The sequence below is a fragment of the Variovorax sp. 20P10.2.4 genome (assembly GCF_058244205.1).
Window position 1 is genome coordinate 1 of sequence record NZ_JBZAYE010000154.1, and the last position, 13,891, is coordinate 13,891.

General features: G+C 71.7%; 13 protein-coding genes. 12 read left to right on the forward strand and 1 reads right to left on the reverse strand.

The window, feature by feature from the left end; genetic code table 11:
• The 3 genes from AC27VN_RS16605 to AC27VN_RS16615 form a co-directional block, all read left to right on the forward strand.
• Positions 1-1,404 (forward strand): YadA family autotransporter adhesin (locus tag AC27VN_RS16605; protein WP_490877237.1); only part of this gene is annotated, 1,404 nt, incomplete at its 5' end.
• A gap of 17 nt (positions 1,405-1,421) precedes the next feature.
• Positions 1,422-2,297, forward strand: a complete 876-nt coding sequence (locus AC27VN_RS16610; protein WP_398498128.1) for an OmpA family protein — start codon at positions 1,422-1,424, stop codon at positions 2,295-2,297.
• Between the two features lie 69 nt (positions 2,298-2,366).
• Positions 2,367-2,792: an ANTAR domain-containing protein gene (locus AC27VN_RS16615; RefSeq protein ID WP_296783808.1), complete on the forward strand. Its 426-nt coding sequence runs from the start codon at positions 2,367-2,369 to the stop codon at positions 2,790-2,792.
• Positions 2,793-2,805: 13 nt separating this feature from the next.
• On the opposite strand, the gene AC27VN_RS16620 is transcribed toward AC27VN_RS16615, so the two are convergent.
• On the reverse strand, positions 2,806-3,576 hold the full coding sequence (locus tag AC27VN_RS16620) for a winged helix-turn-helix domain-containing protein (protein WP_490877238.1): 771 nt from the start codon (positions 3,574-3,576) through the stop codon (positions 2,806-2,808).
• 628 nt (positions 3,577-4,204) lie between these two features.
• Here AC27VN_RS16620 and AC27VN_RS16625 point away from each other — a divergent pair.
• The 9 genes from AC27VN_RS16625 (at position 4,205) to AC27VN_RS16665 (ending at position 13,861) form a co-directional block, all read left to right on the forward strand.
• On the forward strand, positions 4,205-4,984 hold the full coding sequence (locus AC27VN_RS16625; RefSeq protein WP_296783803.1) for a sulfite exporter TauE/SafE family protein: 780 nt from the start codon (positions 4,205-4,207) through the stop codon (positions 4,982-4,984).
• A 207-nt stretch (positions 4,985-5,191) separates the two neighbouring features.
• Positions 5,192-6,688, forward strand: a complete 1,497-nt coding sequence (locus AC27VN_RS16630) for an ATPase domain-containing protein (protein WP_208512860.1) — start codon at positions 5,192-5,194, stop codon at positions 6,686-6,688.
• Between the two features lie 10 nt (positions 6,689-6,698).
• Entirely contained in the window at positions 6,699-8,390 is a 1,692-nt protein-coding gene (locus AC27VN_RS16635; RefSeq protein ID WP_490877239.1) for a response regulator, read from the forward strand.
• 14 nt (positions 8,391-8,404) lie between these two features.
• Positions 8,405-8,944 carry a P-loop nucleotide/nucleoside kinase family protein gene (locus tag AC27VN_RS16640; RefSeq protein ID WP_490877240.1) on the forward strand — a complete coding sequence of 180 codons (540 nt, stop codon included), beginning with the start codon at positions 8,405-8,407 and terminating at the stop codon, positions 8,942-8,944.
• Positions 8,945-9,001: 57 nt separating this feature from the next.
• On the forward strand, positions 9,002-10,030 hold the full coding sequence (locus AC27VN_RS16645) for a cupin domain-containing protein (RefSeq protein WP_431513723.1): 1,029 nt from the start codon (positions 9,002-9,004) through the stop codon (positions 10,028-10,030).
• Between the two features lie 61 nt (positions 10,031-10,091).
• Positions 10,092-10,676, forward strand: a complete 585-nt coding sequence (locus tag AC27VN_RS16650) for a carboxymuconolactone decarboxylase family protein (RefSeq protein ID WP_490877241.1) — start codon at positions 10,092-10,094, stop codon at positions 10,674-10,676.
• The gene (locus AC27VN_RS16655; RefSeq protein WP_490877242.1) at positions 10,666-11,742 is read left to right on the forward strand and encodes an acyl-CoA dehydrogenase family protein; all 1,077 of its coding nucleotides are present in this window, start codon (positions 10,666-10,668) and stop codon (positions 11,740-11,742) included. Before AC27VN_RS16650 ends, AC27VN_RS16655 begins: the two co-directional genes overlap by 11 nt.
• The gene (locus AC27VN_RS16660; RefSeq protein WP_490877243.1) at positions 11,739-12,602 is read left to right on the forward strand and encodes an ABC transporter ATP-binding protein; all 864 of its coding nucleotides are present in this window, start codon (positions 11,739-11,741) and stop codon (positions 12,600-12,602) included. Before AC27VN_RS16655 ends, AC27VN_RS16660 begins: the two co-directional genes overlap by 4 nt.
• Positions 12,599-13,861, forward strand: a complete 1,263-nt coding sequence (locus AC27VN_RS16665; protein WP_490877244.1) for an ABC transporter substrate-binding protein — start codon at positions 12,599-12,601, stop codon at positions 13,859-13,861. Before AC27VN_RS16660 ends, AC27VN_RS16665 begins: the two co-directional genes overlap by 4 nt.
• Positions 13,862-13,891 lie beyond the last annotated feature (30 nt).

Here is a 13,891-nt window from a genome sequence, read left to right on the forward strand (position 1 = left end):
AAGGCGATCGCCTCCACCACCGCCACGGCGGGCGCCGTCGGCGTCGGCGATGCGGCCAACGGCCTGCTGCGCCAGATCACCGGCGTGGCCGCGGGCTCGGCGCTCACCGATGCGGTCAACGTGGCGCAGCTGCAGGCCGTGGCCAGCCAGGCCGCGAGCGCGGGCAACAAGTGGATCACCGGGTCGCCGACCACCTACGTGGCGCCGACTTCCAGCGGCAAGGACGGCACCGCGGTGGGATCGGGCGCGGTCGTCAAGGCCGACAGGGGCGTGGCGATCGGCACCGGTGCCGTGGTCAGCACCGACAACAGCGTGGCGCTGGGCAACGACTCGACGACCTCGAAGGCCAGGCCCACCGAGGAGGTGACGATCCAGGGCACGACCTACAAGTTCGCCGGCGCCAAGCCGGTGGGCGTGGTCAGCGTGGGCTCGGAAGGCAAGGAGCGCCAGATCACCAACGTCGCGGCCGGAGAGATCAGCGCCACCAGCACCGACGCGGTGAACGGCAGCCAGCTCTACGCGACCAACCAGGCCATCAACAACATCCAGACCGGCTCGGGCATCAAGTACTTCCATGCCAACTCGCAGGCGGCGGACTCGAACGCCGCCGGCGCCGAGAGCGTGGCCATCGGCCCGCGCGCCGAGGCACTGGGCCACAGCGCGGTCGCCACCGGCAACGGCGCGCGCGCCATCGGCGCGGGCAGCCTCGCGCTCGGCGGCAACTCGCTGGCCTCGAGCAGCAACGGCGTGGCGCTGGGCAACGGCGCGGTGGCCGACCGCGCGGGCATGAACGGCCAGCGCGAGATGTTCTCGGGCGTGGCGGTGGCTTCCGCGCAGGGCGCGCTGTCGGTCGGCGCGAGCGGCAACGAGCGCCAGATCACCAACGTGGCCGGCGGCACGCAGGCCACCGACGCGGTCAACGTGCGGCAGCTGCAGGCGGTGCAGCAGAGCACGGTGCGCTACGACACCAACCCCGACGGCACCGTCAACTACAACAGCGTGACGATGGGCAATGGCGCCTCCAACGGGCCGGTGACGATCCAGAACGTGGCGCCGGGCGTCGCGCCCACCGACGCGGTCAACGTGCAGCAGCTCAACCAGTCGAGCGCCGTCAACAACGCCTACACCGACATGCGCGCGAATGCGCTGGGCAACGAGATCCGCAGCGTGGCGCGCAATGCCTACGCCGGCGTCGCGGCCGCGATGGCGGTGCAGATGCCGGGCTCCTACGTGCCGGGCAAGACGGTGATGCGCATGGGCTACGGCGTCTTCAAGGGCGAGAGCGCGATGGGCGTGAGCTTCCGCCGCACGGCCGAGAGCAACGCCTGGAGCCTGACCGGCGGCGTCGGCCTGAGCCGTGCCGGCGCGTCGGCCACGGTGGGCGCGGAATGGGTCTTCAATTGAGCACGGGGAGAAGGACGATGAGCACGAGTCGAACGAAGCAGGCGGCGGGGCTGGCCCTGCTGGTCATGGCGGGGACGCTGATCCAGGGCTGCGCGTCGCCCGGTGCGGCGATCGACAAGGAGGCGCAGGCGCGCGCCGCCGCGGAGCAGCCCGCGCCGCCGAAGCCCGAGGAGTTTCCGGATCCGGCCAGGGCCAACTGGAAGCAGGGCGCGTTCCCGGCACCGAAGGCGTTCGAGCGGGTGCGCCCCGGCATGGGCAAGGACCCGCTGCGCGAGCTGCTGGGCTGGCCGCATTTCAGCGAGGGCCTGTGGGGCGTGCGCGAGTGGAACTACATCTTCCACTTCTACAACGGCAAGGGCAGCGACTACACCACCTGCCAGTACATGGTGCGCTTCAATGCCGACAACCTGGCGACCGGCGCATGGTGGAAGAACCCCGAGTGCGCGCTGCTCGCGCAGCCGCCCGCGGCCACGCCGATTCCCGCCAGCACCAGGCTTGCGCCGCCGCAGAAGCTCACGCTCAGCGCCGACGGCCTGTTCCGCTTCGACGGCGCCGCGGCCACCGACCTGCTGCCCGAGGGCCGTGCACGGGTGGAGCGCCTGGCCGGCGAGCTGCGCCACGGCTTCCGCGCGCTGCACTACGTCGTCGTGACCGGCCACACCGACCGGCTCGGCGGCGATGCCTACAACGAGGCCCTGTCGCTCGCGCGCGCGAACACCGTGCGCGACCTGCTCGTGCAGCAGGGCATCGAGCGCAAGCTGATCCGGACCGCCGGCATGGGCAAGCGCCAGCCCGTGGTCAGCGACTGCGAGGGCACGCGCGCATCGCCGGCGCTGCTGCAATGCCTGCAGCCCAACCGGCGGGTCGAGATCGACGTGGCGGGGGAGCAGTAGGCCATGCGCGCGGCGCCGAGCCGCCCCCTGGCCAGCCCGCATCGCGGCGCGACGCACGGCGGTGTTTCGATGGGCAAGCGCGTCCAGCTCGGGCTGCGGATCGCGCTGGTCGACGCCGATGCGCTGCAGCGTGCCTGCACCGCCAATTCGCTCACCGCGCTCGGGGCCGATGTCGTGCCCTTCGTGCATCTCGCCGACCTCGTCGGCGCCTTCGATGCCCGGCAGAAGTTCGACGGCGTGGTCGTGGGCCTGCATGCCGATGCGCGGCGGACGCTGTCGCGCGTGCCCGACCTCGAGGCCGCGGCCGGCCGTGCGCTGCCGCTGGTGTACGTGACGCACCGCAGCGAGCTGCAGGCCGTCGATGCCGTGCCCACCGCCCTGCGCGCGGGCCGGTCGTTCCAGCTGCTGTGCTCGCCGGTCGAGGACGCGCAGCTGCTGGCCTGGCTGGAGACGCTGGCGGCCTGGGGCCGCGGAACGCTGCGCGCACGGGCCTGACGCAAGGCGGCCGCTATGGCTGCGCGGGCTCGGCCGGCACCGCGACGATCTGGTAGCCCTGGCCGTACACCGCGCGCAGCACGAAGCCGTTCTCGGCGCGCAGGTCGAGCCGGCTGCGCACGTTGGTGGCGCAGACGTCGAGCACGCGCGCCCCGGCGCGCGGCGTGGGCGTCTGCCAGACCGATTGCCAGAGCCATTCGCGCGTGACCACCTGGCCGAGGTGGCGGAACAGGGTCAGTGCGAAGGCGTACTGGCGCGGCTGCAGCCGGATGCTGCGATGGCGGTGCAGCACCGTGCTGGCCGTGCCGAGAAAACGGTAGTCGCCCCAGGCGCCGAAACCCGAGGTGGCGGCCGGCGCGTTGCGGGGCGGCCGCTGCTTCGACAGCAGCGCCCGCAGGCGCCATTCGAGTTCGGTCGTCGCGCTCTCGCTCGGGACCTCGTCGAACTCGATCAGGTCGTCCCAGCCCGGCGCGCCGTGCCAGGAGGCGAGCTGCGCCCACTGCCGCGTGCGCACCACGAGCAGCGTGGGCAGTTCCAGCGTGCGGCAGACGGCGAACAGGCTGCGGCGCGTCAGTTCGTCCTCCACCGCCACGAGCAGCAGGTCGAAGTGCTCGCCGGCACTCAGCGCGGCCAGGAAGCTCGTCGGTCCCGCGAACGCGACGGCGTCGTGGCCCATGCGCTGCAACTGGCCGAGCAGGCGGCCGCCATCGCCGTGCCGATCGTCGATCAATGCCACGTGCGCCCCGCCGGCCCCATCGGGCCTGTCGAGGGAGGGCGTCTTCATTTCCATCTTGCTGACATGCCTGTGCGCGGGTGCCGGGAGCTCCAACCGGGAAGGCGCAATGGCATGCCGCCAGGGCCCCGGCATCACGGTGTCCGCATCCGGTGCTGTCGCGGCAAGGGCCATGGTCGGGGTTTCTGGTTGTCGCTGGCGGCATGCCTTGCGCTCGAATCCTGGATGGTGGCGAGAGAGCGTAAAGGCTGCTTGCGCGCCGCGACAATTGGTCAGGATGCGCTGCGATCTCCGGAAAAAAGTGTGATCTTTGGCGCGGGTTTTCTGCCCGGCCGACCCTTGATCGGGGCCGTGATCTGGTTCGGTGATGGCGGGAACCGCGGGCTCGAGACCGCCTTTCCGATGAGGCGTTCGGGCCGCGCGTGTCCCGGCGGCCCGGGCCCTCGCTGGTGGCCTACTTATAATTCACGGCCGATGTCGCCCCTGACATCCCCCTCGAAATGCAGGCGCCTCCTCTCGCGATCGCGCCTCCCCCGCTTCCCCATGCCTTCGCCCGTGTCCCCGTTCGTTTCCGATCCAGCCGGATCGCTTCCCACGCATCGCCCCTCGCTCCCGCGGTTTCGCAACGGCTTTGTCGACGCACCAGCGCTGAACGCCCCGCGCCGCTGAAGCCCGCCCCGTGCAAGACCTTCTCTCCGGCGCCCCGCCGGTGCTGGCCTTCATGGCCTGCGTCGCCCTCGCCACCTACGCCCAGAACCTCACCGGCTTCGCCTTCAGCCTGATCCTGCTCGGCCTGGTCTCGGTGTTCCATATCGCGAGCGTCAGCGACGCGGCCAACGCGGCCACGGTGCTGAGCCTGATCAATGCCTGGACCTACTTCCGCGCGCGGCCCGGCCCGGTGCCCTGGCAGTTGATGAAGCCGGCGCTCAATGGCAGCACGGTGGGCGTGATCGTCGGGCTGATGCTGCTGACCTGGCTCAGCGGCAGCGCGGTCGACTGGCTGCGCGCGCTGCTGGGGGTGTCGATCCTCGGCTGCGCGGTGCTGCTGGTGCTGCAGGCGAAGCCGCTGCCCGCGATCTCGGGGCGCAAGAGCTTCGCCATCGTCGGCTGCCTCTCGGGCGTGCTCGGCGGGCTGTTCTCTAGCTCGGGGCCGCCGATCGTGTTCCACATGTACCGGCAGCCGCTGGACCGCGAGCTGGTGCGGCGCGCGCTGCTGCTGATGTTCGCGTTCAACTCGCTGGTGCGGCTCGTGATCGTGGTGCCGACCGGGCACTTCTCGTGGCGCGCCGCGCTGCTCGCGGCCTGCGCGATGCCGGTGGTCTACGGGGCCACGCGGCTGCATCACCGGCTGCCCAACCGGCTGCAGCCGCGCACGCTCAAATGGCTGGTGGGCGGACTGCTGGCTGCCGCGGGTTCGACGCTGTTCGCCGCGGCCTGGGCCGCGATCGCGCACGGCTGAGCGCCACCGATCGCGGTGGCATGGCACCGCCGCGCGGGGCCTTCACGAGGCGGCGGCTTACACGCGAAGTGCCCGAACCGCCCCTGTTGCGGTGCATGCCGCATTGGAAAATCCGGCCAGAACCTCCCCGGGTCGTTCGCGTTGCACGAAGACAGGCTCCGGTCGCCCCGGGCGTGTGTTCCTTCCAAAAAAACCGCCCTCGCTGTCATGCCATCCTCGTCATCCCTCACCTCCACGGGAATTCCCGGCCTCGACGACATCCTGGGCGGCGGGTTGCCCGCGCAGCACCTCTATCTGGTCGAGGGCACGCCGGGCACGGGCAAGACCACGCTCGCGCTGCAGTTCCTGCAGGCCGGCCGCGCCGCGGGCGAGCGCGGGCTCTACGTCACCTTGTCCGAAACCTCCGAGGAACTGACCCAGGTCGCGGCCTCGCATGGCTGGTCGCTCGACGGCATCGAGGTCTACGACCTGGTGAGCGACGAGGGGCTCAGCGAGGAGGCCGAGCAGACGGTGCTGCATCCGTCGGAGTTCGAACTCGGCGAGACCACGCGCGACGTGATGCGCCTGGTCAACGAGCAGAAGCCGCAGCGCGTGGTCTTCGACAGCCTGTCGGAGATGCGGCTGCTGGCCCAGAGCGCGCTGCGCTACCGGCGCCAGATCCTCGCGCTCAAGCGCTTCTTCGCGCAGCGCGGCTGCACGGTGCTGATGCTCGACGACCGCTCGGGCGGCGATGGCGACCAGCACCTGCACAGCATCGCGCACGGCGTGCTGCACCTGGAGCAGAACACCAACGACTATGGCGCCGACAAGCGGCGGCTGCGCGTGGTGAAGCTGCGCGGCGTGAAGTTCCGCAGCGGCGAGCACGACTTCAACCTCGACCGCGGCGGGCTGCAGGTGTTTCCGCGGCTGGTGGCCAGCGAGCACGAGCAGAAGATCGACGAGCGGCTGGTCTCGACGGGCACCGCGGCGCTCGACGCCCTGCTCGGCGGCGGCCTGACGCCCGGCAGCAGCCTGCTGCTGGCCGGGCCTGCGGGCGTGGGCAAGACCACCACCGCGATCAGCTGCGCCGTGGCCGCCGCGCGGCGCGGTTCGAAGGTCGCCTACTACCTGTTCGACGAAGGCCTGGGCACGCTGCGGCAGCGCTCGCGGGCGCTGGGGCTCGACGTCGAGCCCTACATGAGTTCGGGCCACATCTCGATCCGCACGCTGGATCCGGCCGAGGTCTCGCCGGGCCAGTTCGCGCATTCGGTGCGCATGGCGGTGGAGCAGGACGGCGTGCAGATGGTGGTGATCGACAGCCTCAATGCCTACCTGCACGCCATGCCCGGCGGCAAGTACCTGATACTGCAGATGCACGAGCTGCTGGCCTACCTGAACCTGCGCGGGCTCACCACGCTGCTGATCCTGTCGCTGCATGGCACCGTGGGCGAGGTGCGCGCCGACGTGGACCTGAGCTACCTGAGCGATGCGATGCTGAACTTCAGGTACTTCGAGGCGCGCGGCAACCTGCTGAAGGCGATCTCGGTGATCAAGAGCCGCACCAACGCGCACGAGCAATCGATCCGCGAGTTCCGCCTCGGACCGCACGGCGTCGAGGTCGGCAAGGCGCTGAGCGACTTCCAGGGGGTGCTGTCGGGCGCTGCCCGCTACACGGGCACGCAGCCGTTGCTGGGCGATAGCGATATCGCCACGCCGACCCCATGAAAGGGCCGGTGTGGAAGACCGCATCCTGATCCTCGCACCGCGCGGCCGGGATGCGCAGGTGATCCGGGCCGTGCTCGAAGGCCAGGCCATCGAATGCCTGGTCTGCCCCGACGCGTCGTCGCTGCTGGCGGAACTGGAGACCGCGGCCGCGGCCGCGATCGTGACCGAGGAGTCGCTGGCGGGCGGCTTCGACGGCGCGCTGGGCGCCCGCCTGGCGCGGCAACCGGCCTGGTCCGACCTGCCCTTCGTGGTGCTGGCGATGCGCCAGTCGGGGCGGCGTTCGGCCAGCGCGCAGGCCTCGCTGCAGCAACTGGGCAACTCGGTGCTGCTCGAGCGGCCGCTCAATCCCGAGACGCTCGCGAGCGCCGCGCGTTCCGCCCTGCGCGCGCGCCAGCGGCAGTACGCCACGCGCCGCCACCTGAACGACATCGAGGCCGCCAAGGCCACGGTCGAGCGGCTCAATGCCGAGCTCGAAGGGCGCATCGCCACCCGCACGGCCGAGCTCGCGGGCGCCAACGACTGGCTGATGCGCGAGATCGCCGAGCGCGAACGGCTGCAGGCCAACGTGGTGCAGGGCCAGAAGCTCGAGGCCATCGGCCGGCTCACCGGCGGCATCGCGCACGACTTCAACAACCTGCTGCACGTGGTCAACCTCAACCTGGAGTTCATCGCGCGGCTGGCGCCCGAGGGCAAGCTGACCGACTACGCGCGCCGCGCGAAGGAGTCCGTGGCGCGCGGTTCGCGGCTGACCGGGCAGCTGCTGTCGTTCGCGCGGGCGCGCAGCCTGGTGCCGCGGCTGCATGGCGTGAATGCGCTGGTCACCAATCTGCGCGAGCTCATCGAGGTCTCGGTCGGCTCGAAGGTGCGGGTGGCATTCGATCTCTGGCCCAGCGAACTCTGGGTGATGCTCGATGGCGCGCAACTCGAGATGGCGCTGCTGAACATGTCGGTGAACTCGCGCGACGCGATGCCCGAGGGTGGGCAACTGACCATCCGCACGGCATTGGCGAGCGCGCCCGACGGGTTGCCGCAAGTGCTGGTGAGCGTGGAGGACACCGGCAGCGGCATACCGAGCGCGGTGCTGTCGAAGGTATTCGATCCCTTCTTCACCACCAAGGCCAACGGCCACGGCACGGGGCTGGGGCTGAGCCAGGTCTACGGCTTCGCCAGCCAGTCGGGCGGTCAGGCCGAGATCCGCAGCACGCCGGGCCAGGGCGCGACCGTGACCCTGCGCTTTCCGCTGTCGCAGCCCGAGCAGGCAGACGACACCGCATTGCCGCGCGAGCGCGAAGGCACCGCGCCCGCGAGGCAGGACCCGCGCTGCGAGGTGCTGGTGGTGGAGGACGACACCGAGGTCCGCCAGGGCATCGCCGAAGGCTTGCGCCTGCTGCAGTACACCGTGCGCGAGGCCAGCGACGGCCACAGCGGCCTGCAGGAGCTGCAGCGCCGCCGGCCCGACCTGCTGATGGTCGACTACCTGATGCCGGGCATGAACGGCGCCGAGCTCGCGGCCGCCGCGCGCCGGCTCTATCCGCAGATGCCCGTGCTGGTCGCGACCGGCTATGCCGACATGGCGGAGGTGCAGAAGGTGGTGGGTTCGCACTCCGTGCTGCGCAAGCCCTTCGACCTCGAGACGCTCAGCGGCGCCGTGAGCGCGGAGCTCGGCCGCGCGCGGATCACGCTGCAGGCCGCCGGCGGTTGATATGCTGCGCGGCCATGACGAGTGCCCCCTTCGCCACGCTGATCGTGCTCGCCGGCCTGCCCGGCGTCGGCAAGACGCAGGTGGCGCGCGCCATCGTCGCGCAGCGGCCCGCGGTGTTTCTGCGCATCGATGCGATCGAGCAGGCGATCGCCGCGACACGGGCACAGCACGGCGGTAGCGTCGGCATCGAAGGCTATGCCGTGGCCTATGCGCTGGCGCGTGCCAACCTCGCGCTCGGGCAGACCGTGGTGGCCGACAGCGTCAATCCGCTCGAGGTCACGCGCGCGGCCTGGCGCGAGGTCGCGCGTTCCACCGGCGCAGCGTCGATCGAGGTCGAGCTGGTCTGCGCCGACCTCGTCGAGCACCGGCGTCGCGTCGAGACACGTGCCAGCGACTTGCCGGGCCTGGTGCCGCCGACCTGGGCCTCGGTGCAGGCCCACGACTACGCGCCCTGGTCCACGCCGCGGCTGGTGATCGACACGGCCCGGGTCTCGTCCGACGAGGCCGCGCGGCGCATCCTGGCCGCCTGCGCCTTGCCCATTTCCGGGTCATAAGCTCACAGCGATTCGTTCTTTGGCGCCGCGCGCGGCCTCGGCCACACTGGCGGGCCCATGCCTTCCCTCACCGTCATTCCCGACGCAGCCAGCCCGTCGGCCGATGCCGGGTTCGATGCCCAGGCCGACCGGGTGGCCGACTGGCTGCTCGGCAGCCTCGAGTGGAACGCCACGCTGTTCCACGTGGGCCAGTACTGCGGCCGCTGGCGCGCCTCGACCGCGGGCCGTGCGCGCGCGAGCTTCCACCTGATCCTCGAGGGCCGCTGCTGGCTGCACCGGCCAGGGCTCGAATCGGTGGCGCTGTCGCCGCGCGACGGCGTGTTCCTGATGCGCGACGTGCCGCATTTCCTCTCGCCCTATGCCGACCCCGGCATCGACTGCGCGCCGCGCGCGATGCAGCCGCTGTCGGCCAGTCCCGCGCTGGGAGAAACGGCATTGGCCTGCGGCTTCTTCTCGTTCGACGGGCCGCTGCGCGACCTGGTCGCGCAGTCCTTTCCCGATTGCCTGGTGCTGCGCGCCGACGATCTCGCGATGGCCTCGGCCGCGACCCTGTTCGACCTGATGCGCAGCGAGGCGCTGCGCGCCGGCACCGAGCCCTCGGTGCTGATGGACCGGCTGGCCGGCCTGCTGTTCTTCTATGGCCTGCGCCACGTGGCGCGCAGCGACGCGAACGCGCGCGGCTTCTGGGGCCTGCTGCGCCGGCGCGGCTTCGCGCCCTTGCTGGCGGCGCTGCTGCAGTCGCCCGAGCGGCCCTGGAGCGTGGCCGACATGGCGCAGCGTGTGCATCTCTCGCGCGCGGCCTTCTTCCGCCAGTTCGGCGAGGCCTGCGGCCAGTCGCCGCTGCAGTTCCTGCAACTGCTGCGCATGCAGATCGCGGCGCGCAAGCTGACACAGGGCGAGTCGATCGCGCAGGCCGCCGAGGCCGTGGGCTACGACTCCTATGCCGCGTTCTCGCGCACCTTCAAGCGCGTGATCGGCGAGCAGCCGGGCGCCTGGCAGCGCGCGCGCCGGCTCGACCGCAGCGAGGCCGCCGGCGTGACCGCGGGCGAGACGAACCGGCACAGATCCGAGACGCCCGGTCATTGATGCCCGCGGGCGCGCCGCGAAGAATCGGTGCCAGTTTCCGCACTACACGAGCCGCACCGACATGACACGCCTGACCCTGCACACCGAGACCTCCGCGCCCGAAGCCAGCCGTGCGCTGGTGGCGCGCGCCGCCGCCAACAACGGCTTCCTGCCGAACCTGATCGGCATCCTCGCCAATTCGCCGCAGGCGCTCGAGACCTACCTCGGCGTGGCCCAGACCACCGCGCGCGGCGAACTCACGCTGGCCGAGCGCGAGGTGCTGCAGATCACGGCCGCGCGCATCCACGGTTGCGACTTCTGCGTGGCCGGCCATTCGGCCGCGGCGCTCAAGCAGGCCAAATTGCCGGCCTCGGCCGTGGTGGCGCTGCAGCGCGGCGAGGCCACGGGCGAGGCCCGGCTCGATGCGGTGCGCGCCTTCACCGAGGCCGTGATCGCGAGCCGCGGCAAGGTGAGCGACGAGGCGCTCGCGGCCTTCCGCGGCGTGGGCTTCTCCGAGCGCCAGGTGCTCGAGGTGGTGCTCGGCGTGAGCCTGGCCACGCTGTGCAACTTCGCCAACAGCCTGGCCGGCAGCGCGGTCAATCCGCAGCTGCAGCCCTACCTGCCCGAGAACCTGCGCGCCGACGCAGCGCCCGCCCATGCTGGCTGAGGCCGACCGGCACTGGCTCGACGCGCAGGCCGAGGCGCTCGACAGCGACAACGCGCAGGCGCACGCGGTGCTGCCGCGGCTCGCGGGCGCGCAGCTGTTCGGCCTCGGCGTGCCGCGCGCGATCGGCGGGCAGGGCGGCGACACGCGCGATGCCATCGAGGCCATCGCCGCCGTGGCTGGCCATTCGCTCGCGGCGGCCTTCACCTTCTGGGGCCAGCGCGTCTTCATCGAATACCTGCTGCAGTCGCCCAACCAGGCGCTGCGCGAGCGCTGGCTGCCCGCGCTGCTCGATGGCTCGCTGGCCGGTGCCTCGGGGCTGTCGAACGCGATGAAGTTCCTCGGCGGCATCGAGGCGCTGCAGATCACGGCCACGCGGCAGGAGGGAGCGCCCGGCTGGCGGCTCGATGGCAGCGTGCCGTGGTGCACCAACCTGCGGCCGCAGGGCTTCGTGGCCGCGGTGGTGGTGCAGCGTGCCGATGGCGGCGCGCCGCTGGTGGCCGCGCTGCAGGGCGGGCAGGCGGGCGTGGAACGCAGCGCCGACCTCGACCTGATCGCGCTGCGCGGCAGCAACACCGCGTCGCTGCGCATCGAAGGCGCGCGGCTCGCGGCCGACGAACTGATCCACGACGAGGCCAACCGCTTCCTGCCCACGGCGCGGCCCGAGTTCCTCGGGCTCCAGTGCGGGCTGTCGATCGGGCTCGCGCGCGCCGCGCTCGCGACCGCGGCGCAGATCGGCGGCGCCGGTCGCGCGATGCTCGACGTATCGCTGGTCGAACAGCGGCAGGCGCTCGATGCCACGGTCGATGGGCTCTACGCGGGCATCGCCGATGGCCGCTTCCGCACCCAGCCCGAGGCGCTGTTCCGCGCCCGGCTCGCGCTGGCCGACATCGCGCAGGCCGCGGTGCAGCTCGAGCTGCAGGCCAGCGGCGGCCGTGGCTACCACCGCGACCAGCCGCTGAGCCTGGCGCGGCACTGGCGCGAGGTGGCGTTCGTGCCGATCGTGACGCCGAGCGTGGTGCAACTGCGTGGCGAACTCGCGCGCCGCGCGGCGCAGTCCGCATCGTGAGCGCCCTGGCTGCCGAGATCGGCCTCGACGAGGCCGCGAACGCGCCGCACCCGGTGCTCGAGGCACGCGATCTGGCCTTCGGCTTCGATGCGGCGCGGCCGGTGTTCAGCGGCGTGTCGCTCGCGGTGGCGCCGCGCGAGATCGTCTGCCTGCTCGGCGGCAGCGGCTGCGGCAAGTCCACCTTGCTGCGGCAGCTCGCGCGGCTCGAGGTGCCCGGCGTCGGGCATGCCGAGGGCGAGATCCGTTTTCTCGGCGAGGCCTCGAGCGCACCGCATCCGCGCGCGGCGCTGGTGTTCCAGCAGCCGGGCCTGCTGCCATGGCTCGATGCGGCGCGCAACGTGGGCTTCGGGCTCGACTTCGCGCGCCAGCCTAAGCTCGAACGCGAGCTGCGCGCGCGCCGCGTGCGTGACGCACTCGCGGCCGTGGGGCTCGCGGGGCAGGGCGGGCTCTATCCGTCGCAGCTGTCGGGCGGCATGGCACAGCGCGTGGCGCTGGCCCGGGCACTCGCGCGCGAGCCGGTGCTGCTGCTGGCCGACGAACCCTTCTCGGCGCTCGACGCCATCACCCGCACCGAGATGCAGGAATTGCTGGTCGATGTGGTGCACCGCTGGCGCACCGCCGCGCTGCTGGTCACGCACGACATCGACGAGGCGATCCTCGTCGGCGACCGCATCCTGCTGATGGGCGAACGGCCCGGCCGCATCGTGCGCGAATGGCGCGTCGACATGCCGCGCCCGCGCAGCGATGGCGCCGCCTTCACCGCGCTGCGGCTCGACATCCTCGCCGCCCTGCAGGCCACGCGCCGTCATACCTCCATCGAATCGCCACCCGGCATGCCAGAAAGAAAGCCCGTCGAATGACCGACCCGAATCCCGCCCACGGCGCCGCGCCGCGCGCCACCCATGTCTGCGCCTCGTCCGCTTGCGACTGCGGCCTCACGCGGCGCGACATGCTGCGGCTGTCGGCCCTGGCCGGCGCGGCGGTGGCGGCGCCCTTTCTCTCGGCCGGCGATGCGATGGCGCAAGGCTTCAAGGGCGACGACCAGCCCGTGAAGATCGGCTACCTGCCGATCACCGATGCCACGCCGCTGTTGATCGCGCATGCGCGCGGGCTGTTCGACAAGGAGGGCCTGCGTGCCGAGGCGCCGCGCATGTTCCGTTCGTGGGCACAGATCGTCGAGGCCTTCGTCGCGGGCCAGGTCAACGTGATCCACCTGCTCACGCCGGCCACGCTGTGGGTGCGCTACGGCTCCAAATTTCCGGCCAAGATCGCGGCCTGGAACCACGTCAACGGCTCGGCGCTCACCGTGCTGCCCGAGATCGGCAAGCTCTCCGACCTCGGCGGCAAGACCGTGGCGGTGCCGTTCTGGTATTCGATCCACAACGTGCTGCTGCAGGACATGCTGCGCGCCGAGGGCCTCAGTGCCGTCACCAAGGGCGCGGGCGCCGGCGGCGGCGTGGGCCCGAAGGAGGTCAACCTCGTTGTGCTGGCGCCGGCCGAGATGGTGTCGGCGCTGGCCGCGCGCTCCATCGCGGGCTTCATCGTGGCCGAGCCCTTCAACGCGGCGGCCGAGATCGCGGGCGTCGGCAAGGTGCTGCGCTTCTCGGGCGACGTCTGGAAGGACCATGCCTGCTGCGTCACCTTCCTGGCCGAGCGCGACATCGCCGAGAAGCCCGAGTGGGCGCAGCGCGTGACCCATGCGATCGTCAAGGCCCAGCTGTGGACGCGCGACAACCGGCTCGACGCGGCACGGCTGCTGTCGAACGCCGGCGAGCGGCGCTACACGCCGCATCCGCCGCAGACCCTGGCCAAGGTGCTGGCCGCCACCGACTACGCGAGCTACGAGGCCAGCGGCGTGGTGCGTCACAAGGGCTGGAGCCAGCGGCGCATCGATTTCCAGCCCTATCCCTTCGCCTCCTACACCGAGCAACTGGTGCGCGCCGTGCAGGGCACCCGGGTCGAGGGCGAGAACGCCTTCCTGCGCGCGCTCGATCCGAAGTTCGTGGCGCGCGACCTGGTCGACGACCGTTTCGTGCGCAAGGCGATCGAGGCCGTGGGCGGACCGCAGGTGTTCGGCGTGGCGCCGGACTACCAGCGGCGCGAGACCATCGCGGTCTGACGTGGGCCGCCGCCTCGGACTGCCGCTGGC